This is a genomic window from Stenotrophomonas sp. YJH_SMC_54 (assembly GCF_059368435.1).
In genome coordinates this window covers 166,048-191,977 of sequence record NZ_JCAFRS010000003.1, presented here as the reverse complement: position 1 = coordinate 191,977, position 25,930 = coordinate 166,048, and the positions used below count along the sequence as shown (strand labels likewise).

General features: G+C 67.5%; 30 protein-coding genes, 1 tRNA gene and 1 other RNA gene. 22 read left to right on the top strand and 10 right to left on the bottom strand.

Going from position 1 to position 25,930, the window contains the following annotated elements; all coding sequences use genetic code 11:
* Positions 1–6: 6 nt before the first annotated feature.
* Positions 7–102: transfer RNA gene (locus AC5P5S_RS04990), tRNA-Sec, on the top strand.
* Positions 103–128: 26 nt separating this feature from the next.
* Complete coding sequence (gene selD, locus AC5P5S_RS04985; RefSeq protein WP_062605716.1) at positions 129–1,208, top strand: selenide, water dikinase SelD; 1,080 nt, start codon at positions 129–131, stop codon at positions 1,206–1,208.
* A 57-nt stretch (positions 1,209–1,265) separates the two neighbouring features.
* Here selD and AC5P5S_RS04980 read toward each other — a convergent pair whose 3' ends face one another.
* On the bottom strand, positions 1,266–2,126 hold the full coding sequence (locus AC5P5S_RS04980; protein WP_005410888.1) for a YicC/YloC family endoribonuclease: 861 nt from the start codon (positions 2,124–2,126) through the stop codon (positions 1,266–1,268).
* Positions 2,127–2,250: 124 nt separating this feature from the next.
* Between AC5P5S_RS04980 and rph the strand changes: the two genes are divergently transcribed.
* The 7 genes from rph to pepQ all read left to right on the top strand — a co-directional run bounded on the left by rph (position 2,251) and on the right by pepQ (position 9,498).
* Entirely contained in the window at positions 2,251–2,976 is a 726-nt protein-coding gene (rph, locus tag AC5P5S_RS04975; RefSeq protein WP_043034086.1) for a ribonuclease PH, read from the top strand.
* Positions 2,973–3,362 carry a VOC family protein gene (locus AC5P5S_RS04970; RefSeq protein ID WP_062605714.1) on the top strand — a complete coding sequence of 130 codons (390 nt, stop codon included), beginning with the start codon at positions 2,973–2,975 and terminating at the stop codon, positions 3,360–3,362. The genes rph and AC5P5S_RS04970 overlap by 4 nt, the downstream gene beginning before the upstream one ends.
* The gene (gene rdgB, locus AC5P5S_RS04965; protein ID WP_005410891.1) at positions 3,359–3,955 is read left to right on the top strand and encodes an RdgB/HAM1 family non-canonical purine NTP pyrophosphatase; all 597 of its coding nucleotides are present in this window, start codon (positions 3,359–3,361) and stop codon (positions 3,953–3,955) included. Before AC5P5S_RS04970 ends, rdgB begins: the two co-directional genes overlap by 4 nt.
* 56 nt (positions 3,956–4,011) lie before the next feature.
* Positions 4,012–5,238 (top strand): radical SAM family heme chaperone HemW, encoded by a 1,227-nt coding sequence (hemW, locus tag AC5P5S_RS04960; RefSeq protein WP_043400308.1) that lies wholly within the window; start codon positions 4,012–4,014, stop codon positions 5,236–5,238.
* Positions 5,239–5,440: 202 nt separating this feature from the next.
* Positions 5,441–7,720, top strand: a complete 2,280-nt coding sequence (locus AC5P5S_RS04955; protein WP_062605712.1) for a DUF1631 family protein — start codon at positions 5,441–5,443, stop codon at positions 7,718–7,720.
* A complete protein-coding gene (locus AC5P5S_RS04950; RefSeq protein ID WP_005410894.1) occupies positions 7,717–8,091 on the top strand; it encodes a PilZ domain-containing protein in 375 nt (124 codons plus the stop codon). Before AC5P5S_RS04955 ends, AC5P5S_RS04950 begins: the two co-directional genes overlap by 4 nt.
* Before the next feature lie 75 nt (positions 8,092–8,166).
* Entirely contained in the window at positions 8,167–9,498 is a 1,332-nt protein-coding gene (pepQ, locus tag AC5P5S_RS04945) for a Xaa-Pro dipeptidase (protein ID WP_059035314.1), read from the top strand.
* Between the two features lie 543 nt (positions 9,499–10,041).
* Here pepQ and AC5P5S_RS04940 read toward each other — a convergent pair.
* Together AC5P5S_RS04940 and AC5P5S_RS04935 are read right to left on the bottom strand one after the other, a co-directional pair.
* A complete protein-coding gene (locus tag AC5P5S_RS04940; RefSeq protein WP_086016280.1) occupies positions 10,042–11,364 on the bottom strand; it encodes an aminopeptidase P N-terminal domain-containing protein in 1,323 nt (440 codons plus the stop codon).
* A gap of 5 nt (positions 11,365–11,369) precedes the next feature.
* Positions 11,370–11,918, bottom strand: coding sequence for a YecA/YgfB family protein (locus tag AC5P5S_RS04935; RefSeq protein ID WP_005410897.1), 549 nt, complete (start codon positions 11,916–11,918; stop codon positions 11,370–11,372).
* 153 nt (positions 11,919–12,071) lie between these two features.
* Between AC5P5S_RS04935 and AC5P5S_RS04930 the strand changes: the two genes are divergently transcribed.
* The 8 genes from AC5P5S_RS04930 to AC5P5S_RS04895 all read left to right on the top strand — a co-directional run bounded on the left by AC5P5S_RS04930 (position 12,072) and on the right by AC5P5S_RS04895 (position 16,147).
* Positions 12,072–12,293 (top strand): TIGR02449 family protein, encoded by a 222-nt coding sequence (locus tag AC5P5S_RS04930; protein WP_043034082.1) that lies wholly within the window; start codon positions 12,072–12,074, stop codon positions 12,291–12,293.
* Complete coding sequence (locus AC5P5S_RS04925; RefSeq protein WP_006467013.1) at positions 12,290–12,586, top strand: cell division protein ZapA; 297 nt, start codon at positions 12,290–12,292, stop codon at positions 12,584–12,586. Before AC5P5S_RS04930 ends, AC5P5S_RS04925 begins: the two co-directional genes overlap by 4 nt.
* A 97-nt stretch (positions 12,587–12,683) precedes the next feature.
* Positions 12,684–12,869: non-coding RNA, 6S RNA (gene ssrS / locus AC5P5S_RS04920), on the top strand.
* A gap of 83 nt (positions 12,870–12,952) precedes the next feature.
* The gene (locus tag AC5P5S_RS04915; protein WP_033834478.1) at positions 12,953–13,546 is read left to right on the top strand and encodes a 5-formyltetrahydrofolate cyclo-ligase; all 594 of its coding nucleotides are present in this window, start codon (positions 12,953–12,955) and stop codon (positions 13,544–13,546) included.
* Positions 13,543–14,022, top strand: a complete 480-nt coding sequence (locus AC5P5S_RS04910; RefSeq protein ID WP_005410901.1) for an EVE domain-containing protein — start codon at positions 13,543–13,545, stop codon at positions 14,020–14,022. Before AC5P5S_RS04915 ends, AC5P5S_RS04910 begins: the two co-directional genes overlap by 4 nt.
* Positions 14,023–14,044: 22 nt before the next feature.
* The gene (gene rpiA / locus AC5P5S_RS04905) at positions 14,045–14,692 is read left to right on the top strand and encodes a ribose-5-phosphate isomerase RpiA (protein ID WP_005410902.1); all 648 of its coding nucleotides are present in this window, start codon (positions 14,045–14,047) and stop codon (positions 14,690–14,692) included.
* A 21-nt stretch (positions 14,693–14,713) separates the two neighbouring features.
* Entirely contained in the window at positions 14,714–15,157 is a 444-nt protein-coding gene (locus AC5P5S_RS04900; RefSeq protein WP_062605710.1) for a DUF192 domain-containing protein, read from the top strand.
* A gap of 144 nt (positions 15,158–15,301) precedes the next feature.
* Complete coding sequence (locus AC5P5S_RS04895) at positions 15,302–16,147, top strand: SirB1 family protein (protein WP_024957828.1); 846 nt, start codon at positions 15,302–15,304, stop codon at positions 16,145–16,147.
* 78 nt (positions 16,148–16,225) lie between these two features.
* Here AC5P5S_RS04895 and AC5P5S_RS04890 read toward each other — a convergent pair whose 3' ends face one another.
* Positions 16,226–16,450, bottom strand: a complete 225-nt coding sequence (locus AC5P5S_RS04890; protein ID WP_005410905.1) for a rubredoxin — start codon at positions 16,448–16,450, stop codon at positions 16,226–16,228.
* 34 nt (positions 16,451–16,484) lie between these two features.
* Between AC5P5S_RS04890 and thiE the strand changes: the two genes are divergently transcribed.
* Positions 16,485–17,111, top strand: a complete 627-nt coding sequence (gene thiE, locus AC5P5S_RS04885; RefSeq protein ID WP_049395370.1) for a thiamine phosphate synthase — start codon at positions 16,485–16,487, stop codon at positions 17,109–17,111.
* Positions 17,112–17,127: 16 nt separating this feature from the next.
* Positions 17,128–18,417 carry a glutamate-1-semialdehyde 2,1-aminomutase gene (gene hemL, locus AC5P5S_RS04880; protein WP_062605708.1) on the top strand — a complete coding sequence of 430 codons (1,290 nt, stop codon included), beginning with the start codon at positions 17,128–17,130 and terminating at the stop codon, positions 18,415–18,417.
* Positions 18,418–18,489: 72 nt separating this feature from the next.
* On the opposite strand, the gene azu is transcribed toward hemL, so the two are convergent.
* A complete protein-coding gene (gene azu / locus AC5P5S_RS04875; protein ID WP_049395433.1) occupies positions 18,490–18,939 on the bottom strand; it encodes an azurin in 450 nt (149 codons plus the stop codon).
* A 122-nt stretch (positions 18,940–19,061) separates the two neighbouring features.
* Between azu and AC5P5S_RS04870 the strand changes: the two genes are divergently transcribed.
* A complete protein-coding gene (locus AC5P5S_RS04870) occupies positions 19,062–19,664 on the top strand; it encodes an HAD-IA family hydrolase (RefSeq protein ID WP_062605705.1) in 603 nt (200 codons plus the stop codon).
* Positions 19,665–19,717: 53 nt separating this feature from the next.
* Here AC5P5S_RS04870 and AC5P5S_RS04865 read toward each other — a convergent pair whose 3' ends face one another.
* Positions 19,718–20,944: an acetylornithine transaminase gene (locus AC5P5S_RS04865; protein WP_005414378.1), complete on the bottom strand. Its 1,227-nt coding sequence runs from the start codon at positions 20,942–20,944 to the stop codon at positions 19,718–19,720.
* A 63-nt stretch (positions 20,945–21,007) separates the two neighbouring features.
* Between AC5P5S_RS04865 and AC5P5S_RS04860 the strand changes: the two genes are divergently transcribed.
* Positions 21,008–21,880 carry an ion transporter gene (locus AC5P5S_RS04860; protein ID WP_005410911.1) on the top strand — a complete coding sequence of 291 codons (873 nt, stop codon included), beginning with the start codon at positions 21,008–21,010 and terminating at the stop codon, positions 21,878–21,880.
* Between the two features lie 55 nt (positions 21,881–21,935).
* On the opposite strand, the gene AC5P5S_RS04855 is transcribed toward AC5P5S_RS04860, so the two are convergent.
* Positions 21,936–22,928: a YiiG family protein gene (locus AC5P5S_RS04855; RefSeq protein WP_062605703.1), complete on the bottom strand. Its 993-nt coding sequence runs from the start codon at positions 22,926–22,928 to the stop codon at positions 21,936–21,938.
* Between the two features lie 92 nt (positions 22,929–23,020).
* Positions 23,021–23,839 carry an SDR family oxidoreductase gene (locus tag AC5P5S_RS04850; RefSeq protein WP_062605701.1) on the bottom strand — a complete coding sequence of 273 codons (819 nt, stop codon included), beginning with the start codon at positions 23,837–23,839 and terminating at the stop codon, positions 23,021–23,023.
* A gap of 108 nt (positions 23,840–23,947) precedes the next feature.
* On the opposite strand from AC5P5S_RS04850, the gene AC5P5S_RS04845 reads away from it, so the two are divergent.
* Complete coding sequence (locus tag AC5P5S_RS04845) at positions 23,948–24,631, top strand: hypothetical protein (protein WP_005414380.1); 684 nt, start codon at positions 23,948–23,950, stop codon at positions 24,629–24,631.
* Between the two features lie 51 nt (positions 24,632–24,682).
* Here the strand turns inward: AC5P5S_RS04845 and AC5P5S_RS04840 are convergent, their stop codons facing one another.
* Both AC5P5S_RS04840 and AC5P5S_RS04835 read right to left on the bottom strand, forming a co-directional pair.
* Positions 24,683–25,171 carry a DUF2867 domain-containing protein gene (locus AC5P5S_RS04840; RefSeq protein ID WP_216655130.1) on the bottom strand — a complete coding sequence of 163 codons (489 nt, stop codon included), beginning with the start codon at positions 25,169–25,171 and terminating at the stop codon, positions 24,683–24,685.
* Between the two features lie 14 nt (positions 25,172–25,185).
* Positions 25,186–25,848, bottom strand: a complete 663-nt coding sequence (locus AC5P5S_RS04835) for a serine/threonine-protein kinase (RefSeq protein WP_231336633.1) — start codon at positions 25,846–25,848, stop codon at positions 25,186–25,188.
* Positions 25,849–25,930 lie beyond the last annotated feature (82 nt).

The following is a 25,930-nucleotide window of genomic DNA, read 5'->3' as shown; positions in this document are numbered from 1 at the left end:
ACTTTCGGAAGGCATGCGCATCCGGGCATGCGGCTGGGCTTCAAACCCAGTAGGGGGCGTCGATCGTTCCCTGGTAGGTTCGACTCCTGCTGCCTTCCGCCATTCGCGTTCCCGCAGGAGATGTCGGCATGGCCACGCACGCGCAGTCCCCCGCCCCTTCAACGGCCGATGCCCCGCAACGACTGACCTCTCTCGCGCATGGCGGCGGCTGCGGCTGCAAGATCGCGCCGGGCGTGCTGAGCGAACTGCTGCGTGGTGTTCCAGCACTTCCGGCACCAGCTGAACTGCTGGTTGGCCGCGAGACCAGCGACGACGCCGCGGTGTACCGCCTCGATGATCGCCAGGCAATCGTCGCCACCACCGATTTCTTCATGCCCATCGTCGACGACCCGTTCGACTTCGGCCGCATCGCGGCCACCAACGCGCTGTCGGACCTGTATGCGATGGGCGCGCGCCCGCTGTTCGCACTGGCCATCGTCGGCATGCCGATCAACACGCTGCCGCAGGACACGATCCGCGGCATCCTGCAGGGTGGCGAACGCGCCTGCGCCGATGCGGGCATCGTGGTCGCTGGTGGCCACAGCATCGATTCGGTGGAACCCATCTACGGCCTGGCCGCGATCGGCGTGCTCGACCCGCAACGACTCAAGCGCAATGCCGATGCCCGCGCCGGCGACGTGCTGGTGCTGGGCAAGCCGTTGGGCGTGGGCGTGTATTCGTCAGCACTGAAGAAGGAAGTGCTGGACGCCGACGGCTACCAGCAGATGATCGCGTCGACCACCCGCCTGAACACCGTGGGCGTGCCGCTGGCCGCCCTGGACGGCGTGCACGCCATGACCGACGTCACCGGCTTCGGCCTGCTCGGCCACCTGCTGGAAGTGTGCCGCGCCAGTGGTGTCGCTGCCGAGGTGGACAGTGCACAGGTGCCGCTGCTGCCGCAGGCGCTGGAGCTGCTGCAGCGTGGCTGCGTGACCGGCGCATCCAACCGCAACTGGGCCTCCTATGGCACCGAGGTGCGCTTCGCCGATGGGTTGCCGGCACACTGGCAGCCACTGCTGACCGACCCTCAGACCAGCGGCGGCCTGCTGGTGTCGTGCGCCCCGGAAGCGGCGGATGCGGTGCTGGCCTGCTTCCACGACGCGGGGTTCGGCCAGGCAGCCGTGGTCGGGCGTTTGAGCGAAGGAGCGCCGGGCGTCAGCGTGCGCTGATGCGCTGGAACGACAAGGGCGCCCGAAGGCGCCCCTGCTGTACCGCTGGATGCAACATCACTCGATGTTCTGCACCTGTTCGCGGATCTGGTCGATCAGCACCTTCAGCTCCACCGCGGCATTGGAGGTACGGCTGTCCACCGACTTCGACCCCAGCGTGTTGGCTTCGCGGTTGAACTCCTGCAGCAGGAAGTCCAGGCGGCGACCGACCGGCTCGCGCTGCTTGAGCACGCGGCGGATCTCGACGATGTGGCTGCCGAGGCGGTCCAGCTCTTCATCCACGTCCAGCTTCTGCAGCCACAGGACAAGTTCCTGCTCTGCGCGGCCGGGGTCGACCGGGTGCGGCAGGTCGGCCAGGCGTGCGGCCAGCTTGGCGCGCTGGCCGTCGCGAATGGCCGGAATCAGCGTGCGGACTTCGGTGGCGATGCGTTCGATGCCGTCCACCCGCTCGCTGATGGCCGCAGCCAACTTGCCGCCTTCGCGCTCACGGGCCTCGACGAAGCCATCCAGCACCTGGTCCAGCAGCGCCAGCGCCTCGACCTGCAGGGCGGCGGCGTCGGTGGCCTCGCCACGGGTCACGCCCGGCAGCTGCAGCAGGTCGGTGAAGCTGACCTGCAGGTTGGGGAAATCGGAGGTCAGGCGGTGCGCCAGGCGGCCAAGCTGGCCCAGCAGGGCCTCGTCCACCTGAAGGTTGGCCGCCGCTTCCGGCGCGCGCAGGCGCATCACCAGATCCAGCTTGCCACGGCTCAGGCGCGCGGCGATGCGCTCGCGCAGCTGCGGTTCCAGCGCCCGCAGCTCCTCGGGCAGGCGGGTGCCGACCTCCAGGAAGCGGTGGTTGACCGAGCGCAGCTCGCAGCCCAGCGTGCCCCACGGGGTGACCCGCTCGCCGCCGGCATAGGCGGTCATGCTTCGAATCATGGATTGTGTCCGGTGCGTGCAAAGGGGGAATGGTACCCTAGCGCCCTCACCAGAGCCCCCTTGCCCGCCCCGTGAAGGCCGCGGGCGTGGCGGCGTACTCCCTTGCCATTACGGAACCCGCACCATGTCCGATTCCCGCCCCAGCGGCCGCCAGCCCGACCAGCTCCGCCCGGTCGTCATCCAACGCGGCTTCACCCGCCACGCCGAAGGTTCGGTGCTGGTGTGCTTCGGTGAAACCCGTGTGCTGTGCACCGCCAGCGTCGAGAACCGCGTGCCGGGCTTCCTGCGCGGCAAGGGCGAAGGCTGGGTCACCGCCGAGTACGGAATGCTGCCGCGCGCCACCCACACCCGCAGTGACCGTGAAGCGGCCCGTGGCAAGCAGGGTGGCCGCACCCTGGAGATCCAGCGACTGATCGGCCGCAGCCTGCGCGCCTGCGTGGATCGCAACGCGCTGGGCGAGCGCACCATCACCCTCGACTGCGACGTGCTGCAGGCCGACGGTGGCACCCGCACCGCCGCCATCACCGGCGCGTACGTGGCGCTGGTCGATGCGGTGAACGTGCTGATCAAGCGTGGCGACATCAAGCGCAACCCGATCCTGGGCGCAGTGGCCGCCGTATCGGTAGGCGTGTACCGCGGCACCCCGGTGCTGGACCTGGACTACGCCGAAGACAGCGACTGCGACACCGACATGAACGTGGTGATGAACGACGGCGGCGGCTTCATCGAACTGCAGGGCACTGCCGAAGGGCACGCCTTCCGCCGCGATGAACTGGACGCGCTGCTGGGCCTGGCCGAAAAGGGCGTGGGCGAACTGCTGGCCGCACAGCAGGCGGCGCTGTCAGCATGAACCGGCGCATCGCCCTGACCACCCTGGTGGTGGCCGACTATGACGAAGCCATTGCCTGGTACACCGGCAAGCTCGGCTTCGCCCTGTTGGACGACATCGACCAGGGCAGCAAGCGCTGGGTGGTGGTGGGGCCGACCGACGGCAGCGCTGCCGCCCTGCTGCTGGCCCGCGCCAGCGACGAGGAACAGCGCAGCCGCATCGGCAACCAGACCGGTGGCCGCGTCGGCTTCTTCCTCAACACCGACGACTTCCATCGCGACCACGCGGCGATGCTGGCCGCCGGCGTCGAGTTCCTGGAAGCGCCACGCGAAGAACCCTATGCAACGGTTGCGGTGTTCCGCGATCTGTATGGCAACACCTGGGACCTGCTGGAGCCCCGCCAATGAAGAAACTGGTACTGGCCAGCCACAACGCCGGCAAGCTGGTGGAGATGCAGGAGATCCTCGCCGACCTGCCGCTGCAGATCACCTCGGCCGCCGAACTGGGCCTGGGCGACGTGGAAGAGACCGGCCTGACCTTCGTCGAGAACGCGCTGCTGAAGGCACGCGCGGCCTGCGAAGCGACCGGCCTGCCGGCGCTGGCCGATGATTCGGGCCTGATCGTCGATGCCCTCGGCGGTGCGCCCGGCCTGTACAGCGCGCGCTACGCCGGCCATCCGACCAATGCTGCGGCCAACAATGCCAAGCTGCTGGACGCGATGGCCGACATTCCCGACGGCCAGCGCAGCGCCCGCTTCTATGCGGTGATCGTGCTGCTGCGCCACGCCACCGACCCGCAGCCGCTGATCTGTGAAGGCCGCTGGGAAGGGCAGATCATCCGCGAACTGCGTGGCACGAATGGTTTCGGCTACAACCCGGTGTTCCTGGACACCACCCATGGCCTGACCGCCGCGGAAATGGAGCCGGCACTGAAGAACGCCATCAGCCACCGCGCGATTGCCCTGCAGCAGCTCAAGCAGCAGCTGGCGACGCTGTACTGACGCCACCCGATCGAACCAGGGAAGCCGGCCAGCGGCCGGCACTACCGAAGAAGCCCATGCCGCACGCCCACGACCACTGCAACCACCTGCCCGGCGAAGCCTGCTCCGCTGACCACGACAGCCCGCCGCGACTGGTGCCACCACCGCTGTCGTTGTACGTGCACCTGCCGTGGTGCGTGCGCAAATGCCCGTACTGCGATTTCAATTCGCACCAGGCCAAGGGTGAGCTGCCGTTCGACGCTTATATCGATGCGCTGCTGCGCGACCTCGACCAGGACCTGCCGCTGGTCTGGGGCCGGGTGGTGCACAGCGTGTTCTTCGGTGGCGGCACGCCCAGCCTGTTCCCGCCGGAGGCGATCGACCGCTTCCTGCAACAGGCCAGCGCACGCCTGCGTTTCGCGCCCAATGCCGAAATCACCCTGGAAACCAACCCGGGCACCGCCGAACATGGCCGCTTCGACCGCTATCGCGCGGCCGGCGTGAACCGCCTCAGCTTCGGCATCCAGAGTTTCGACGACGCCATGCTCAAGCGCCTGGGCCGCATCCACGACAGTGGCGAAGCCGAGCGCGCGGTGAAGATGGCGCAGGACGCGGGCTACGACAACTTCAACATCGACCTGATGTACGCGCTGCCGGAACAGACCCTGGCCGGTGCCGAGGCCGACCTGGAACGCGCGTTCGCGCTGCAGCCGGCACACATCTCCCACTACCAGCTGACCCTGGAACCGAACACGGTGTTCTTCGCGCGGCCGCCGCAGGGCATTCCCGATGAAGACAACGCCTGGGACATGCAGGAACACTGCCAGGCATTGCTGGCACAGGCCGGTTTCGGCCAGTACGAGGTCAGCGCCTATGCGCGCCCCGGCCGGCAGAGCGCGCACAATCTGAACTACTGGCGCTTCGGCGACTACCTGGGCATCGGTGCCGGCGCGCACGGCAAGATCAGTTCCGGCGCCGAGGAGCATGTGCTGCGGCGTTGGAAGCTGAAGCACCCGCAGGCCTACCTGGACAGCGCCGGCACGCCCGCCTCGTTCGGCGGCGACGATGTGATCGCGCCGGAGCGCCTGCCGTTCGAATACATGCTCAACCTGCTGCGCCTGCACGAAGGTTTTGGCCTGCGCGATTTCGAGTCGCGCACGGGGCTGCCGCGCAGCGTGCTGGACGCTCCCCTGGCCGAGGCCGTGCAGCGCGGCTGGCTGGACGTGACCGATGGCCATGTGCAGCCGACCGAGCTGGGCCGCCGCTTCACCAACGATGTGGTGAGCCTGTTCCTGGAAGATTGATCCTCGCCTGGCAAAGGATCGTTCCGGCCGCTGGCCGGCAATCCGGTGAAGACATATCTGCCGGCCAGCGGCCGGCACTACCGTTCATCGGTCGGGCCAGGCCCGGCGGATGCGATTCACGTTCAGCCTAAAGTAGCGCCGACATCGGCCGACACGGTAGATTCACCAGATCGATCCGCGGGAATCCGGGTACCGCCTGCCGATGTCAGCTGTCTTTTCCATCACTCCTGCCGACAAGAACCGCCTGGCCGCCAGCGATCTGCCACCGCGGGTACGTGAGCTGCTGGGCGCGCTGATCGGCCTGTGCCGGCAGACGCTGGCGGCGCCCCTGATCCTGACCGTCGAGGCGCTGGAGCAGACCCTGCTGCACGACGCCGACCGCGCACGCAATCCGCAGCAGCAGGCCGAGCTGATGGCCCAGCGTGGACAGCTGCACGCCTTCGCCGGCCATTTCGCCGATCGCATGCTCGATGCCGTGGCCGACGCCCTCGCGCGGTTGCGCGAACCGGTCAGCGGTGTCAGTACCAGTGCTGGGCCACCAGCGCTGCCGGGCATGCTCGGGCTGTCGCTGGTTGATGAGCACGAAGTGGATCGCGACCTGCTGCTGACCGAGATGGTGCGGCGCGAAACCCTGCGTTCAACCAACACACTGAACCTGCTGGGCCAACGCCTGGGCGTACTGGCGGCGGCGCCGGCCTTCGAGGCCGACACCCTGCCGCTGGCACCGCAGGCACTGTGCGCGATGGTGCGCCGGATTGCCGAACAGGACGCGCTGAGCGTCGAGGTACAGCTGGCGCTGTATCGCAGTTTCGAACGGCAGGTGCTGGAACGGCTGGGCGATATCCTTGACCGTGCCAATGCCCTGCTGGCCCAGTCCGGTGTACTGCCGGGGCTGGTCTACACCCCCTACCTGGCACGCTCGTCGAGCACGCGGCGGATCATCACCCAGTCGGTGGGGGGCGGCCGCACCACGCAGCCGGCCAAGCGCACCGCAGCCCCCCTGACCGGCTGGAACGGTTCGGCACCGGCCGGCTCCTGGTCCAGCCTGGTACAGGACGCCTTCCACGAGGGCGGCGCTGGCGGCCCCGCCACGCCGGGCGTGACCACCTCCACCGGCAGTGCACTGCATGAACTGCTGCAGCAGGCGCGGCACGGCAGCCCTGCCCCGGCGGACAGCGGCGCGGTGCCCAGCGCGGCAGTCGACGCGGTCCTCGCGCGCCTGCAGGCCCAGTCCAGTGCGGCAACCGGTGTGGCCGACCTGCAGGCTGCCGTGGTCGCGCAGCTGCGCAGCGAGCATGGTGCGCAGGCCCAGCTGGGCAGTCACGACCGGGACAACCTCGACCTGCTGCGCATGCTGATGCAGCAGGTGCAACAGCAGCAGCGTCCCGATCCAGTGCCGGCCGCGCTGCTGGCCCGCCTGCAGGTACCCCTGGCACGCGCCGCCATGGCCGATCCGGGCTTCTTCGTGCGCGACGAACACCCCGCGCGTGAGCTGCTCAATCAGATCGCCGAAGTCGGCGCCAACTGGCTGGGCGATGAGGATGTCGACCCGCAGCTGCTGCAGCGCATGGCGCAGAGCGTGCAGGGCCTGCTGGGGCAGGATGCGCGTGCGCCGGAAGCCTTTGCCGCCGCCAGTGAAGACGTGCAGCAGCACCAGCGCGCGGCGGCCCATCGTGCCGAACTGGCCGAGCGCCGCCATGTGGAAGCCGCGCGCGGCAAGGAACGATTGGAACTGGCCCGTCGCCAGGCCACCGCACAGATCGACCAGTGCTGCGACACCCGGTCGCCACCTCGCTTCGTGCAGACCTTGCTGCGCCAGGCCTGGGCCGATGCACTGACCCTCACCCGCCTGCGCCATGGCGACGATTCACCGCAATGGCAGGAGCGCCTGCAACAGACCGAGCGCATCGCTGCCATCACCGCGCAGGCCATCGACGCCCCCGGCGGCACCGATACCGCACTGGCAGCGGACGTGGAGGCCGCATTGCTGCAGGTCGGCTACCACGCCGAGGAAGCCGCCGCTGTCGCGCGCAGGCTGGCCACGCCCGGCGGCGAGGATGAAAGCACCTCGCGTACCGAGCTCAGCGCACGCCTCAAGGCACGTGCGCGCCTGGGCGAGCACGCCGGCACGAACAGTGGCGCCGCACCTGCCACGCCGCGCAGCAGCGCCGAAGAAGCGGCCTACCAACAGCTGTCCAGCCTGCCGTTCGGCAGTTGGTTCGACATCGACACGGGCGATGGCACGATGCGCCGCCAGCGCCTGTCCTGGTACAGCCTGCTGACCGGCCACGCGTTGTTCGTCAATGCGCGCGGGCAGAAGATCACCGATACCGACCTGGATGCGCTGGCACGGCAGATCAGTGCCGGGCGCGCGCAGCTGGTCACCGAAGACAAGGGCCGGCTGGTCGACCGCGCCTGGGAAGCCAGCCTCGGTGCGCTGCGCGCACTGGCCACGGCTCGCGCACAGGAGACCCCCGCATGAAAGCCGTACCGCCGCAGGACACCCGCCGCGCGCCGCGGCGCCAGGTCTCGGACCTGGTGCCGGTTACCGACCAGATGCGCGAGTGCGTGGTCGGGCGCCTCGGCAATGTCTCCGAAACTGGCATGCTGATGCTGGCCAGCATGCCGCTGCGCGAGGATGCGCTGTACCAGCTGCGCTTTCCCTTGCCATTGGGTGATGGCCGCCAGCAGGCCATCGACGTAGGCGTGCATCTGCTGTGGAGCGAGCCCGCACACGTTCCCGGGCAGAGCTGGACCGGCTTCCGCTTCCTGACCCTGTCGCGCGAGCATCGGCAGCTGCTGCGGCAGTGGGTGGGCGAGGACAGCGACGAGGGACCGGTTTCGACGGCCTGAGTGCCGGTTCCGGCACAGCGGTTTTTCGCGGTATGCGGCAGAATCTAGGGCCGTTTTCCGTGTCGAGCCACCGCAATGATCCAGCAAGACCCCGGCGCCCTGTATTCCGACCACCTGGCCGTGCTGTGCCGACGCGCCGAACAGGCGCTGGCCCGCGGCGGCTTCGACCATCTGGTGGTGCCCAGTGGCACCCTGCACTACCAGGTGTTCGACGACCGCGACTACCCGTATGCGGTCAACCCGCAGTTCAAGGCCTGGCTGCCGCTGACCCGCGTGCCCAACAGCTGGATCGTGTTCACCCCGGGCAAGCGCCCGGCGGTGATCTTCCACCAGCCCTTCGACTACTGGCACGTGGTACCGGACGCCCCCAGTGGCTGGTGGGTGGAGCACTTCGACATCCACATCATCCGCAAGCCCGAAGAGGCGCTGGCCCTGCTGCCGGCCGACCCGTCGCGCTGCGCGATCCTGGGCGAGCCGCAGAGCGCACTGTGCAACTACGTGCCGAACAATCCAGCGCCGGTGGTGAACTACCTGGAATGGCACCGCGGCAGCAAGACACCGTATGAAATCGCACTGATGCGCCAGGCCCAGGTGCTGGGCGTGCGCGGCCACCGCGCCGCCGAGGCCGCGTTCCGCAACGGTGCCGACGAATTCAGCATCCACATGGCGTACTGCCAGGCCGTCGGCCAGGATGCCAACGAACTGCCCTACGGCAACATCGTGGCGTTGAACGAACACGCCGCCGTGCTGCATTACACCGAGCTGGGCCGCAAGGCACCGCAGCCGCTGCGCAGCTTCCTGATCGACGCCGGCGCCAGTGCGCACGGCTACGCCAGCGACATCACCCGCACCTACGCCGCGCAGGGCCACGACGAATTCGCCGCGATGATTGCGGCCGTCGACGCGGCCCAGCAGCAGATGTGCGCAGCGGTGCGCCCGGGCTTCGACTACAAGCAGCTGCACGTGGACGCACATCTTTCGCTGATGGGCGTGCTGAAGGACTTCGGCGTGATCAAGGTGTCGCCACAGACCGCGCTGGAGACCGGCGTCAGCGCCGCATTCTTCCCGCACGGCATCGGCCACCTGATCGGCCTGCAGGTGCACGACGTGGCCGGCTTCGCCGCCAGCGACGAAGGTGGCCGCATCGAGCGCCCGGCCGGCCATCCCTACCTGCGCCTGACCCGCGTGCTGGAACCGGGCATGGTGGTGACCATCGAGCCAGGCCTGTACTTCATCGACATGCTGTTGAACGAAGTGAAGGACGCCGGCCATGGTGATGCGATCAACTGGGAGCGCGTGGACTTCTTCCGTCCGTATGGTGGCATCCGCATTGAAGACGAAGTGCTGTGCACTGATGGCGAGGCGGACAACCTGACGCGGCCGGCGTTTGCGGCGGCGAACGGCTGAGCCCCTCGTGGTTGGGTGCTGAATTCAAAAGCCGCGCTTTGCCGGGCGGGGTGGGTTTGCAGGACACGCCGTAAACCCATCCATGGGGGCTCGATGGCGCCATCCATGGCGCCAACGGTCCTGCAAACCCACCCCGCCCGGCCTTTGACAGTTTCCTGCGCGCGTCCAACCACGGAAAAGAAAAAGAAAAGCAGAAGCGGGTCGCTCGCTGCGCTCGCTCTGTGTCGACCAAGGTCGACACCTACCAACAGCCGCAATTGCCCGTAGATCCACGCCATGCGTGGATGATTCATTCGATATCTGACAGATGTGCCGACCAACGGTCGGCACCCACCAACAGCCACAGGAATCTGTCAGGGGTGGGGCGGTGTGGGTGGGCAGGACCGTTGGCGCCATGGATGGCGCCATCGAGCCCCCATGGATGGGTTTACGGCGTGTCCTGACCACCCACACCGCCCCGCCATCCCACGGAATGCCGCTCTGGCATTGGCAGTTGCCGTTGATTGCAGCAGGTGCAGGGCTGCAAGCCCTGCAGAACACCCCTTACCCCGCCATCACCGCTTCAATCTCGTCGGCGCTGCGCGCCAGGCCTTCGGTCAGCACGCGATGGCCGTCATCGGTGATCAGCACGTCATCCTCGGTACGGATGCCGATACCGCGCCAGCGCGGTTCCACCGTCGTGTCATCCACGCCGATGTACAACCCGGGCTCGATGGTGAACGCCATGCCCGGCTCCAGCAGACGCGAGTCACCCGCCAGGCGGTAGTCGCCCACGTCGTGCACGTCCATGCCGATCCAGTGCCCGGTCTTGTGCCGGTAGAAGCGCTGGTACAGGCCTTCGGCCAGGTTCTTTTCCAGCGTACCCTTCAGCAGGCCCAGCCGCAGCAGGCCCTCGGTCAGGGTCTGCACTGCGGCGAGGTGACCGGCTTCGTACGGCACGCCCGGCCTGGCCTGGGCCAACGCAGCGGCCTGCGCATCGCCGACCAGGTCGTGCAGTGCACGCTGCTCAGCGCTGAAGCGGCCATTCACCGGGAACGTGCGGGTGATGTCACTGGCGTAGCCACGGTACTCGGCACCGGCGTCGATCAGCACCAGCTCGCCGTCGCGCGAACGCGCGTTGTTGTCGCGGTAATGCAGGATGCAGCCGTTGCGGCCGGCGCCGACGATGCTGCAATAGGCCGGCACGGCGTCGTTGGCGCGGAACACGCGTTCCAGCTCCGCCTGCAGTTCGTACTCGTGGATGCCGGCCCTGGCGGCCCTCATCGCGGCCAGATGCGCACGCACGCTGATCTGCGCGGCGTGGTGCATCAACGCCACTTCGGCACCGGACTTGAACAGGCGCTGCTCGTGCAGCAGGTGGCCCAGTTCGAGGAACTCGTGCGGCGGCTGCGCACCGTGGCGCACCTGCGAACGCACGCGGTTGACCCAGCCGATCAGCTTCAGGTCGAAGTCGGCATCCCGGCCGAAGTGGTAGTAGACGCGCGAACGGCCTTCCAGCAGGCCCGGCAGGATGTCGTCCAGATCATCGATCGGGTAGGCGTCGTCCATGCCGTACTGCGCCACCGCGCCTTCCTGGCCGGCGCGGCTGCCGTCCCAGGCTTCGCGTTCGGCATCGCGCTCGCGGCAGAACAGGATGGCCTCGCCGTGGCGTCGGCCCGGGATCAGTACCAGCACTGCTTCCGGCTCCGGGAAGCCGCTCAGGTACTGGAAATCCGAATCCTGCCGGAACGGATAATGGGTATCGAGGCTGCGCACCTTCTCGGCCGCGGCCGGCAGCACCAGGATCGCATCCTCGCCGGCCATGTCCATCAGCTGGCGGCGACGACGCTTGTACTCGCCGGCGGCAATGCCGGTGCGCTGCTTGATGTCCATCAGTTCAGGCGCTGACGATGGCGCGAGGCCAGCACCACGTCGCCGTGCAGCAGGAGCACCGCCACGCGGATGAATTCCTCGATCTCCGACAGGGCTTCGTCGTCATCATCGCCACCGGCCTCGAAATCCTCGCTGGAGGCACGCGCCAGGCTGGCCATGTCGGTCAGCGCTTCCTCGCCCTCTTCGGACAGGGTCGGGCGGCGGCCGCCGCTGCCCAGGCCGAAGCCGCCCAGGAAGGAACGGGTCCAGCTGAACATGGCATCGGCCTGCGCGGATACATCGTCGCCGTCGGTCAGCAGCAGCTCGAAGGCGAAGTCGCGGTCTTCCAGCTGCTTGATGGTGGCCTGCAGCAGCTGCCCCAGCACGCTGTCGGCAGCCACCGGCGGCAGGTTGTCGTCGGCCAGCACGCGCGCCGGCCAGTCGTTGCCGGGGGCACCGCCGGCAGCCAGCCAGCCGCACAGCGCGCCGTGCAGCTCGGCAGCGGTGGCGCCCAGGCCCAACGCCTGGCTGGCGCGGGTAACGTCGTCGACGGAGGGAAGTTCGGTCATCGTGCGGCTCGTTCGGAAAGGAAACCCGGGGCGCGCACGCGCGCGCCCGTGAGACCCCGTAGTGTAGCAACCCGACGGCATCCTCTCCGCAGCCGTCCAGCCTTGCTGCGACAACGCTTGACCGCCCTTACCCGGCTTGCCTATCGTGCCCGCATGGAACCCGCCGATCCCCTTGCCCAGCTGCAGGACTTCGCTGCCCGCGTGGAAGCGTTGCTTGACCGCAACCAGCGCCTGGCCGAGGAGAACCGCAGCCTGCGCCACCAGCAGGAACAGCTGGTGGCCGAGCGTTCGACGCTGCTGGCCAAGAATGAGCAGGCACGCTCGCGGGTGGAAGCGATGATCAGCCGGCTCAAATCCCTGGAGCAGCACACATGAGCGCCGAACCGGTCAGTGTCCGCATCCTCGATCGTGAATACACCGTGGGCGTCGGCGGCGATGAACGTGACAGCCTGATGGCCGCCGCGCGCCTGCTGGACGCGCGCATGCGTGAGATCCGCGGCAGCAACCGCATGGCCGCGGTCGATCGCGTCGCCGTGTTGGCCGCGCTGAACCTGGCCCACGAACTGCAGCTGCTGCGCGACGAAAACGCCCGCCAGGCCGTGGCCCTGCAGCAGACCCTGGCCGACCTGAACCGGCGCCTGGACCGCGCCATCGACGGCGGCGCCTGAAAATCGTGCAAGACGCGTCTTCTCATATCTGAATTGGCACGGACTGTTGCCGACGAACGGCCTATCCAGATCCTGCGTGCTGGCTATAATAGCCACGCGTTCTCTGCGGTACTCGACGGCATGTGCAAACATTCGCCTTGTCCCTTAAGAACGACACCGGGAGCGCGACAGCGCCGGGAGTGCAGGTCCGCCTTGCAGCGGGAAGCCCGATGGTTCTCCAGCGTTCCCACTTGAGCCCCCGGGTTCAAGGTCGTTTCGCATGCATCGACATTGCGGAGAATGCAATATTCCAGCAAGGGCGGCGTCTTCGGGCGTCGCCCTTGTTCTTTCCGGCACAATGACGGCTGATCCTTGCCGCACGCTGCCATGACCGACCCGCGCCAGGCCCTGCGCCACGACCTGCGGCAACGCCGCCGAGACCTTTCCGCCGCTGAGCGCATCGCCGCCGCCGAATCGCTTGCCGATGCCCTGCTCGCCCTGCCGTTCGCCCCGCGCGAAGGCGCCGTGGCCGGCTACTGGGCGCTGGATGGCGAGATCGCCCTGCACCGCTGGCAGTTGCAGTTGCCCGAAGGCCTCACCTACTGTCTGCCGGTGCTGGCCGGCGACGTGCTGCGCTTCGCGCCGTGGCGGCCGGGGCAGCCGCTGACCAGCAACCGCTACGGCATTCCCGAGCCGGACGTGGCGCTGGAAGACACCCTGGAACCAGCACAGATGGCGCTGGTGGTGGCCCCGCTGGTGGGTTTCGACACGCAGTGCCGGCGGCTGGGCATGGGGGGCGGCTGGTATGATCGCAGCTTCGCCTTCCGCCACGACCGGCCGGCGCCGCCCTGGCTGGTCGGTGCTGCGTTCGCGGTGCAGCAGGTCGAGTCCTTGCCGGTGGCGTCGTGGGACGTGCCGGTGGATGCGATCTGCACCGAAGACGGCACCCTGTTCCCCTCCGCTGCCCCCGTGAACGCATGACCGCCCGCAAGCGCTACTGGCTGATGAAGTCCGAACCGGACGCCTTCTCCATCGATGACCTGGCCAAGGTCAAGGTCGAACCCTGGAACGGGGTGCGCAACTATCAGGCGCGCAACTTCATGCGCGATGGCATGCAGGTGGGCGACGGCATCCTGTTCTACCACTCCAATACCAAGGTGCCCGGCATCGTCGGCCTGGCCACCGTGGCCAGTACGGCCTACCCGGACGACACCCAGTTCGATCCGAAATCCGACTACCACGACCCCAAGAGCACGCGCGAAAACCCGCGCTGGATGCTGGTGGACGTGGCCTTCGACCGCAAGCTCAAGCAGGTGATCGCGCTGGACGAGATCAAGCTGCACGCCGAAGAACTCGGCGAGGGCTTCCCGCTGGTTGCCAAGGGCAACCGCCTGTCGGTGTTCCCGGTGACCGCCGCGCAGTGGAAGCTGCTGCTGTCGCTGGAAAAGAAATCCTGATTCCCTGCCTGAGAGTTCTCCCATGTCCGAAGCCAAGCGCCTGGCCGCCGAGAAAGCCATCGAGTACGTTGAAGACGGCATGATCGTCGGTGTCGGCACCGGTTCCACCGTGGCCTATTTCATCGATGCCCTGGCCCGCATCCAGCACCGCATCAAGGGCGCTGTTTCCAGCTCCGAGCAGAGCACCGCGCGCCTGAAGCAGCACGGCATCGAGGTGATCGAGCTGAACCACAGCGGCAACCTGTCGCTGTACGTCGATGGCGCCGATGAGTGCGACGCCAACAAGTGCCTGATCAAGGGCGGCGGCGCCGCGCTGACCCGCGAGAAGATCATCGCCGAGGCCAGCGAGCGCTTCATCTGCATCATCGACCCGAGCAAGCAGGTGCCGGTGCTGGGCAGGTTCCCGCTGCCGGTGGAAGTGATCCCGATGGCGCGCAGCCTGGTCGCCCGCCAGATCCGCGACATGACCGGCGGCCAGCCGACCTGGCGCGAAGGCGTGGTCACCGACAATGGCAACCAGATCCTGGACATCCACAACCTGCAGATCACCGATCCGGAAAAGCTGGAGCGCGAGCTCAACCAGCTGCCGGGCGTGGTCTGCGTCGGCCTGTTCGCCCGCCGCCGCGCCGATGTGGTGATCGTCGGTGGCGAGCCGCCGGTCGTGCTCTGACCCTTTCGAAGGATCCTGACGATGTCGCTGTTGCGTTCGCTGCTGATGCTTCCGCTGCTGGCCCTGGCCGGCTGTGCCACCGACGCGGCCCGCCACTGGGTCGAGCTGGATGGCGCCCGCTACCAGGTCGAGCTGGCCACCAACGATGAAACCCGCGCGCGCGGGTTGATGTTCCGCGACCAGCTGGCAGCCGACCACGGCATGCTGTTCATCCACGACCGCGAGGAAATGCAGGCGTACTGGATGAAGAACACCAAGCTTGCGCTGGACATCCTGTACTTCGACAGCCAGCGCAAGCTGGTCAGCCAGCAGCGCGATGTGCCGCCGTGCTCGGCCGGTGACATGTGCCCGCCCTACCCCAGCGGTGGCCCGGCGCGCTATGTGCTGGAGCTCAACGCCGGCCAGGCCGAGAAGCTCAAGCTGAAGGATGGCACGGAGCTGAAGTTCGGCCCGGGCATCGAGTAACAGGGTTCTGCCCGCGGTAGCGCCGGCCGCTGGCCGGCAACCCTGCAGGGGTCAGATCCCTTTCGCACGCGAAAGGGATCTGACCCCCGGATTTTTCACGCGGCACCGCTTGAAACCGCCTGCGAATGACGCCAGTCTGTGGTCATGCAGGACCGGATCACACTCCCCGACTGGGATGCACTGGCCGACCTCGAAGACGAGGCGCTGCCCTTGTTGCCGACCGCGCTGCTGATCGCGCGCGATGAATACCCCGATCTGCAGCCGTCCACCTACGACGCGCTGATCCAGAGCCATGTCGACCACCTCCGCTCGGAAGTGGAGAGCATCGACAACAGCCCACTGAAAATGGCGGCGATCAACCGCCACCTGTTCGACGAGCTGGGCTACAGCGGCGACCACGACGAGTATTACGACCCGCGCAACAGCTACCTCAACCAGGTGTTCGAGCGGCGCCTGGGCAATCCGATCTCGTTGGCGCTGGTGCAGATGGAAGTCGCGCGCCGGCTCGGCATACCGTTGGATGGCGTGTCCTTCCCCGGCCACTTCCTGGTGCGCTTGCCGGTGGACGACGGCGTGCTGGTGATGGACCCGTTCAACGGTGGCCGGCCACTGGACGTGGACGAACTGCGCGAACGCGCCAAGTCACACCTGGGCGGACAGATGCCCGATGACCAGGTGCTGGCGCAGATCCTCGACCCGGCGCCGGCGCGCGCGATCCTGATGCGCATGCTGCGCAACCTGCATGGTGTCTACGCCGAAGCCGGTGAATGGGATCGTGCCGCACGCAGTGCCGACCGCCTGCTGAAACTGGCGCCCGAGCAGGACGACGCGCTGCGCGACCGCGGCCTGGCGTACCTGCAACTGGAGTATCTGGCCGGTGCCCGCCATGACCTGGGGCAGTACCTGAAGCGCAATCCCGAGGCCAGCGACGCGCAGTGGCTGCGCGAGAAGCTGATCGACCTCGGCGGGCCGATGCCGCGGCTGCATTGAGGGTGTCGGTGTGTGGACCAACGGTCCACACCCACCCCAACGGTCCGCACCCACAGGATGGGCCGGGTGGCCCGCCGGTCAATCGACCTCGACCATCTCGAAATCGGCCTTGGTCACCCCGCAGTCCGGGCAGGTCCAGGTTTCGGGAATGTCCTCCCAACGCGTCCCGGGCTCAATACCCTCCTCCGGCAAGCCTTCCGCTTCGCTGTACAGGAAGCCGCAGACCACGCACATCCAGGTTCGCAGGGTGGTGGGGCTGGCGTCGCTCATCGGATAATCGGGGCTGGATTCACGGGCGGCCATTGTCCCATTGCAGCCCACGCACCGGTAGCCATCGATGACTTCTGCTTCCCCGGCGCCCCGCGGCGTCTACCTGATCACCCCGGACGAGCCCGATACCGCGCGCCTGCTGGCCCGTACCGCGCCGCTGCTGGCCGCGGGTGCCACCTGGCTGCAGTACCGCCACAAGACCGCCAGCGATGCCCTGCGGCAGGAACAGGCAACGGCCCTGCAAGGCCTGTGCGCCGCCCACGGCGTGTCGCTGATCGTCAACGACGATCCGGTGCTGGCCAAGGCCGTGGGCGCGGCCGGCGTGCATCTGGGCGGCACCGACGGAGACATCCCCAGCGCGCGCGCGCTGCTCGGTGCCGAGGCCATCATCGGCGCCTCCTGCTACGACCAGCTGGCCAATGCCGAGAAGGCCGTGGCGGCCGGCGCCAGCTATGTGGCCTTCGGCGCCTTCTTCCCGACCACCACCAAGGTCACCAGCAGCCGCGCCCACGCCGACCTGCTGCGGCAAAGCGCCGCACTCGGCGTGCCGCGGGTGGCGATCGGCGGCCTGACGCCGGACAATGTCGGTCCCATCATCGACGCCGGCGCCGATCTGGTGGCCGTGGTCAGCGGTATCTATGCCGCATCGGACCCGGTCGCGACCCAGCGCGCCTATCTCGCCCAGTTCGCGTAATGCCCAGGAAAGCCCCATGAACCACGACCAGTCCCACGCCCTGTTCTCCCGTGCCCAGCAGCTGCTGCCGGGCGGCGTCAATTCGCCGGTACGTGCGTTCAAGTCGGTCGGCGGCGAGCCGTTCTTCGTTGAACGCGCCGATGGCGCCTACCTGTACGACGTCGATGGCAACCGCTACATCGACTACGTCGGTTCCTGGGGCCCGATGATCGTCGGCCACAACCACCCGGCCGTGCGCCAGGCGGTGAAGAAGGCGATCGACAGTGGCCTGTCCTTCGGTGCGCCGTGCGCGGCCGAAGTCACCATGGCCGAGACCATCACCGGCCTGGTGCCATCGTGCGAGATGGTGCGCATGGTCAACTCCGGCACCGAGGCCACGCTGTCGGCGATCCGCCTGGCGCGTGGCGCCACCGGCCGCAACCGCATCGTCAAGTTCGAAGGCTGCTACCACGGCCACGGCGACTCGTTCCTGGTCAAGGCCGGCAGCGGCATGCTGACCCTGGGCGTGCCGACCTCGCCGGGCGTCCCGGCCGGCCTGAGCGAACTGACCCTGACCCTGCCCTACAACGACTTCGAAGCGGCCACCGCCCTGTTCGAACAGCAGGGTGACGACATCGCCGGCCTGATCATCGAACCGGTGGTCGGCAACGCCAACTGCATCCCGCCGCGCGAGGGCTACCTGCAACACCTGCGTGCGCTGTGCACGAAGCATGGCGCGCTGCTGATCTTCGACGAAGTGATGACCGGCTTCCGTGTTGCCCTCGGCGGTGCGCAGGCGCATTACGGCATTACCCCGGACCTGACCACTTTCGGCAAGATCATCGGCGGTGGCATGCCGGTGGGTGCCTACGGTGGTCGCCGCGAGCTGATGCAGCAGATCGCACCGGCCGGCCCGATCTACCAGGCCGGCACGCTGAGCGGCAATCCGGTGGCAATGGCCGCCGGCCTGGCGATGCTGGAGCTGGTCCAGCAGCCGGGTTTCCATGCCGACCTGGCCGAGCGCACCGCACGCCTGTGTGCGGGTCTGGAAGCGGCCGCCGCCGACGCCGGTGTGGCCGTGACCACCACCTGCGTGGGTGCGATGTTCGGGCTGTTCTTCACCAGCGAGAAGGTGGAGACCTATGCGCAGGCCACCGCCTGTGACATTCCGGCGTTCAACCGCTTCTTCCACGCGATGCTGGAGCAGGGCGTGTTCCTGGCCCCGTCGGCGTACGAGGCCGGCTTCCTGTCCAGCGCGCACGACGATGCCGTGATCGAGGCGACGCTGGCCGCAGCACGCGTGGCGTTCAGGGCTGCCAAGGGCTGAGCACAAAAAAGGGGACGGAGGGGATTAAGTCGTTTGTGCACAAACGACTTAATCCCCTCCGTCCCCTTTTTTTCAACCGAAGACGAACTTGCCCTTCATCATCGCGAAGTGGCCGGGGAACGAGCAGAAGAAGGTGTAGTCACCGCCCTTCTGCAGGCCCTGGGTGGAGAAGCGCACGCGCGTGGTCTCGCCACCGCCGATCACCTTGGTGTGCGCCAGCACGCGCTTGTCGGCCTTCGGCAGGTAGCTGTCGGCCAGGGTCATGCGCATGCCCGCCATCGCCACCGGCTGGTAATCGGCGGTACGGGTCAGCACCCAGTTGTGGCCCATCGCGGTGACAGCCAGCTTGCCGGTGTGGCGCAGGGTCAGGTCCACGGCGGTGCAGTCGGCGGCGACCTTGATCTCGCGGCTGCTGAAGCTCATCTGGTCGGTGCTGTCGATGCTCACCGCACACACCCGCGCCATCGCCGACGGCGCCAGCATCAGCACGCCCAGTCCCACTGCCACCATCCAAGCCTTCATCGTTGCATCTCCTGCGGATTCAAGCGCCATTCTAGGCAGCCTCCTGTGGCCGCGTCTGCGACCGTCTGTCGCACGCGCACTCCAGGGTTTCCGCGCATCCACCGCGATGGCATGCTCGGCCGATGCGGATCGATCTGTTGCTGCTGGATGTGGATGGCGTGCTGGTGCAGTACCTGCGCGCGCAGCGCGTGCTGCATCTGGCACAGGCGCTGGATGTCGCGCCGGAAACCGTGCAGGCCGCGCTGTACGACAGCGGGCTGGAAGCGGCACATGACAATGGCACGCTGGATGGCCCGGCCTATCTGGCGCAGCTGAGCAAACAGCTGGGCCGCACCGTTGATGTACACACGTGGATCGCGGCGCGACAGGCCGCCAGCCATCCACAGCCGGCCGTGCTGCAGCGGCTGCAGGCCCTGCAGCTGCCGATGGCGGTGCTGACCAACAATGGCGCACTGATGCAGCAGGCCTTGCCGACTCTGCTACCGGAACTGTTCCCGGCCCTGCATGAGCGCGTGTTCTGCAGCGCGGAGTTCGGCCTGCGCAAACCGGCGCCCGCGGTGTTCCTGCGCACGCTGGAAGCACTGGACGTGGCACCTGCGCGCACGCTGTTCGTCGATGACCTGTTCGCCAACGTGCGCGGCGCACGCGCCGCCGGCCTGCACGCGGAAACCGTGCGCGATGGCCGTGGGCTGGGCAAGGTGTTGAAGCGTTACGCGGTGGGCTGATCGGGGCCAGAGCCCTCTCCGCAGGAGAGGGATCCGACCCCGACGCCAAGGCGTCAGCGCGCGGCGATGAACGCGGCAATTGCCGCGCGCAGGCGCTTGAGGCCTTCAGCCACTTCTTCGTCGGTGATGTTCAGCGACGGCACGAAGCGCAGCACGTCCGGGCCGGCCTGCAGGGTCAGCAGCCCCTGCCCGGCAGCGTGGTCGAGGATCGCACCAGCCTGGCCGGCGAAATCCTTGCTCAGCACCGCACCCAGCATCAGGCCGCGACCACGCACCTCGCTGAACACGCCGAACTCTTCGTTGATGCGCGCGAAGCCATCGCGCAGCGCCTTCGACTGGCGGCTGACGTTGGCGGCGATCTCCGACGACGCCAGCTTGCGCAGCGCCACGCGGGCCACCGCAGCGGCCAGCGGGTTGCCACCGAAGGTGGTGCCGTGCGCGCCAAACTGCATGGTCTCGGCCACCTTCGGGCCGGCCAGCATCGCACCGATCGGGAAGCCGCCACCCAGTGCCTTGGCCAGGGTGACCATGTCCGGCACCACGTCGTCCTGCCAGTGCGCGAAGAGCGTGCCGGTGCGGCCCATGCCGGCCTGGATCTCGTCCAGCACCAGCAGCGCGTCGTGCTGGTCGCACAGTTCGCGCACGCGCTTGAGGAAGCCGGACTTGGCCGGCATCACGCCGCCCTCGCCCTGGATCGGCTCCAGCATCACCGCCGCCACGTCACCGGCGGCCATCGCGGTTTCCAGCTGCACTTCGTCGTTGAAATCGATGTAGCGGAAGCCCCCCGGCAGCGGCTCGTAGCCTTCCTGGTACTTCGGCTGCGCGGTAGCGGTCACCGCGCCCATGGTGCGGCCGTGGAAGCTGCCACGGAAGGTGATGATGACGCGCTTGTCGGCCGGGCGGCCCTGGCTGGAGGCCCACTTGCGGACCATCTTGATCGCCACTTCGTTGGCTTCGGCGCCGGAGTTGCACAGGAACACCCGCTCGGCGAAGCGACTGGCCTTCACCAGTTCCTCGGCCAGGTGCAGCGGCGGTGCGCTGTAGAACACGTTGCTGGTGTGCCAGAGCTTGCCGGCCTGCTCGACCAGCGCGGCCACCAGGTCCGGATCGTTGTGGCCCAGGCCGCACACGGCGATGCCGGCAGCCAGGTCGATGAACTCACGGCCCTGGCTGTCCCATACGCGGGCGCCCTGGCCTCGCTCCAGTACCACCTGGCGGGGCTTGTAGACCGGCAGGTAATAGTGCGAAAGGGAGATCAGCGGATCGGTCGCGGCGGTCATGGCAGTCGGCAGGGTTCAGGAACGCCCATTCTCGCGCCGGAACCCCTGCGGCACAATGCGCCCATGCGACCGTTTTCCGCCCCCCAGCTCAACCCCGCCACCGAGACCGGCTGGCGCCGTCGGTGGTTCGACATCATCTACCGCCATGACACCCGCCCTTCGCGCAATTTCGACCTGATCCTGGTGGTGGCGATCGTCGCCAGCATCCTGGTGGTGATGATCGACAGCGTGCAGCACCTGCATGCGGAATGGTCCACCGGCCTGTACATCCTGGAATGGGGATTCACGATCATCTTCACCGCCGAGTACCTGCTACGGCTGGCGGTGGTCAAGCGCCCCCTGCGGTATGCAGTGAGCATCTGGGGCATCATCGACCTGCTGTCGATCCTGCCCGCCTACCTGTCGATGTTCATCCCCGGCGCGCAGAGCCTGCTGGTGGTGCGCGCGCTGCGCATCCTGCGGGTGTTCCGCATCCTGAAGCTGACCCGCTACATCGAGGAAAGCGGCGTCCTGATGACGTCGCTGTGGCGCAGCCGGCGCAAGGTGCTGGTGTTCCTGTTCACGGTGATCACCATCACCATCATCGCCGGTGCGCTGATGTACGTGATCGAGGGCCCCGAACACGGTTTCACCAACATCCCGGCCAGCATGTACTGGGCGGTGGTGACCATGGCCACGGTCGGCTTCGGCGATATCGTGCCGCAGACCGTGCTCGGCCGCTTCGTCACCTCGGTGCTGATCCTGATCGGCTACAGCATCATCGCCGTGCCCACCGGCATCTACACCGCCGAACTGGCCAGCACCATGCGTGAAGCCGAGCAGGCCGCACGCCGCGATGCGCGTGGCTGCCCGGACTGTGGGCTGGAAGGCCATGAACCGGATGCACTGCACTGCCGCAAGTGCGGCGGCAAGCTGCCGGATGCGTTCAGTCATTGATGCGAGCGCCGGCGATGTACACCGGCGCACGCTGATCACGCCATAAGCAGGAGCACTACTGGCGGTTGCTCTGGAAAACGAGCGTGTTGTATTCCTGCATCAGCTTGCTGGCCGATCCACGCGGCGCCATCGACGGCGAATCAAGCATGCGTCGTTCGAAATCGGTGTAAGGCTCTTTCTCGCTGACGCGCTGCAGCCGCGCCTTGCCTTCCCGACGGAAGTTCTCGGCCTCACGCTCGAAGCTGTTCCAGTCCAGCTTGCCCGGTTCCTGATCAGCCACCTTCGCATGCGCTTCGTCGGAAATGCGGTTGAACGCATCCAGACGCTCGCGGGCCTTGGCCTGATCGAAATCATCCTCGCTCATCAGATCCATGATGGCCTTGGCTTCCAGCATCATCGCCAGGCGGTAGTACTCGCGCGTGCGACCCTCGGCCTGCTCCAGTGCCTTGAGCTGCTCGCGCTGGGCGGCGTCGTTCTGGCGCTCCAGCTCGGCATTGAACGTTTCGCTGGCAGCCACGAAATCCTTGAAGGCGGCCATCAGGGGCGCGTGCAGCTGCTTGCCCTTGGCGAACTGGTCGTCTTCGTAGTCCTGGCGATCGTAGTAGTCGTGCGCGTCCTTGCTGATCGGCACCAGTGCCTTCAGCGCCTGCTGGTAGTGGCCAGCAGCAGCATCGAGTTCGGCCAGCACTGGCTTGGCAGCGATCGCCTCGGTCACGGGGGCATCGCACTGCTTCATGTCGTAATCGCTGATCTCGAACGGACCGTACACCTGTGTCTCGCGACCGGTCGGGCCGGCGGCGACATCCTTGATCCAGCGCGTATAGGACTCGATGCTGCCGTGGGTCTTCGAATCAAGCGCGTTGAAGCAGCCGATGTAGGCGTTGAGCTTGGCGGTCAACTGCTGCTGCGGGTCGGACGGCGCCGCGCTGGCGTCCGGCGTGCCGGATGCAGCGTCGCCGCCCGCAGCGGCGGGTGCCTTGCCACCGCAGGCGGCCAGGATCAACGACAGCGAAGCGGCCAGCGCCGCGACGGAAAGAGTGCGTGGCATGTGTTCACATCCCTGTTGAAAACGATTACAGACGCACATTCTAGCGCAGCAGGCCGAAGCTCGCAGCCTCGGCCTCTTCCGGCGACGTACGATCAATCCAGGAACAGATCCGGCAGCAACGGACGCGATGGATCCACTGCGTAGCCCGAAAGATCGGTGATACCCGCCTGCGCCAGCACGTCATCGTCGATCAGGAACTGGCCATGGAAGCCCGCCGCTTCGCGCACCAGCACCGCATGCGCGGCATCAGCCATGATCTGCGGCATGCGGCAGCCGGCCGCATCCACGCCCGGGATCATGTTGATCGCATCGGTGGCGATGACCGTGCGCGGCCACAGCGCATTCACCGCCACGCCCTGCGGGCCGAATTCCGCGGCCAGGCCCAGGGTAACGAAGCTCATGCCCATCTTCGCCAGCGTGTAGCCGGTATGCGGTGCCCACCACTTCGGCTCCAGACTGGGCGGCGGTGCAAGGGTGAGGATGTGCGGATTCGGCGCCTGCAGCAGGTACGGCAGGCAGGCCTGCGCGCACAGGAAACTGCCGCGCGCATTGACCTGCTGCATCAGGTCGAAACGCTTCATCGGCGTATCCAGCGTACCGCGCAGCCAGATCGCGCTGGCGTTGTTGACCAGGATGTCGATGCCACCGAAGGTATCGACCGTGGCCGCAACCGCCGCGTGCACCTGCTCTTCCTCGCGGATGTCGCACTTCAGGGCCAGGCCCTGCCCGCCTGCCGCCGTCACCGCTTCAGCCGCGGTATGGATGGTGCCCGGCAGCTTCGGATTCGGCACCGACGACTTGGCCGCAATGGCCACGTTGGCGCCGTCGCGCGCAGCGCGCAGTGCGATGGCCAGGCCGATCCCACGCGAGGCTCCGGTGATGAAAAGCGTTTTGCCCTGCAGACTGCCCACGTTCCACACTCCAGCGTATGCAATGAGCCGCTAGTATGCCGCGCCGACGCGGAGTTCACCCGGCCTTGACGATACTCGGGCCTCCAGCCAACGCACGAGGTCCACGCCATGCGCCGTTCCCGCCTGTTGCTGCCTGCCCTGGGGCTTGCCCTGCTGACTGCCTGCCAGGGCCGTTCGCCGGAACCCGGCAAGGAGCCACCCGCCGGTGACGCGCCCAGCGCGGAGAAGGCCGCCGCCGACGGCAAGATGCGCTGGAGCGAGGCCGTGGTCTGGGATGGCGATCTGAACGCATGCCGCCAGGGCGAGAATGCCGCCACCCGGGATTGCCTGCGCGATGCGATGCGAGCGGGGGGAGCAAGCGCCGAGGCGATCACCGCGGCCGAGCAACTGTCCAGCGCCGGGGAACTGGCGTATGTCACCGCCTGGCATGAGAACGAGGGGCTGGGCATTGCCACGGTCGAGTATCCCTTCCGGGCCAACACCAACGAAGGCACCCGCCTGGTCGACGCCAGCGGCAAGCGCATCGATGTGGATGCCGTACAGCTGGACGACACGCTGCGTGCCGACCCGGCCGTGCAGGAGCTGTTGAAGGCCAACCCGCAGGCCACGCCATTCGCGCCGGCGCAATCGGCCGGAGCGACACCGCTGGAGGGCGGCGGGATCCGCCTGCTGTACCGCACACCGCTGCGCGACTGCCACGCCTGCCCGGACGTGGGCCAGCTGCAGATCGCCTATGACTTCGATGCCAAGCGCAACTTCATCGGCCAGCAGGTGGTGCCGGCGACGCCGTAATCCGGAAACGCCGCGTGTCGCCGGGCATGGCCCGGCGAGCGCAGTGTCGAATCATCGGTACGCCTGCACCTGCTTCTGCAGCAGATGCGGCACGATCAACCTGTGCACGGGCGCGACCGGCAGCATGTAGAGCCGCCCGAATGCGTTATGCGTATGCACCACCGTCACCACTTCCAGCACATCGCCCTGCCATTGCAGGGCCAGCTGTACGCGCAGGTGGCGATCATCGTCTTCCAGCACGATGGCATCGTCATCCAGCGACTGCAGGGTGAAGATGCCCAGCCGCTGGCCGGCGGCCGGATCGTCGGTGTCGTGCACCGCACGCAATGAGCCAAGGTGCTTCATCCCAAGCAGGCGCATGCCGTGGTTGCGCAGCGCCATCAGACCATCGAACCAACCGGGAATGCTCGCGGCCATGTCACGATAGGCCTGCAACGCCGAGCGCCCATCACGACGGGTGGTCGCATGGCACGCATGCACGAAATCCGCACCGGGCAGCTGAGTTCGCAGCACGCTGCCCGCGCTCGGCGGCGCGCTCATCACCTGCGATGCACTCACGGCTTCGGTCCCTGCCCCTCGTTGTCTTCCCAGTGCAGGATGCGGCGGGTGACGAAGCGGTAGACCGGCTTGCCGGTGGCGAACCACAGCTCGCGCACCCACGAAGTACGCTTGAGCACGCGCCTCTCCACCGGGGTGAGTGATTCGCGGCAGTACATGCGCTTGTGCTTGAGCAGGTGGCGCAGGTCCTCGCGGGCCAGCAGCCGCATCCAGCGCGAGCGCGGGTTGCCGATCACCGCCAGCTGGAAGTCGATCAGCGCCGGTCGTCCATCTTCAGTGACCAGCCAGTTGGCTTCCTTGGCCAGGTCGTTGTGGGCCACGCCATTGCGATGCAGCTGCTGCAGCAGGCGACGCGCGGCGCGGAACCAGGCCAGATCGCCGCGCGGCGGACGCTGGTACATGGCATCGCCGGCCATGAAGCTGCGGTCGAGGTGGCGGCCATCCCAGGCCAGCAGCTGCGGCACATCGGCCATGCCATGGATATGGCGCAGCGCGCGTGCTTCGCGACGTGCAAGCCACCACGCGGGCAACCGCAGCCACAGCGGCGTGGCCCCCAGATCGCGGCGTACGAACGGGCCATCGGGCCCTTCAACCAGAAGGATCTGACCGAAACTGTCGGCCTTCAAAGCACGGTGGGGAGCGTCTGGCGTATGCGGCATGACTCCATTCTAGGCGATGGCGCCGGTTGCAAACGGTCACGAAGCGGCTGGGAACCAGTCACCTTCACGCCCCTATAATCGG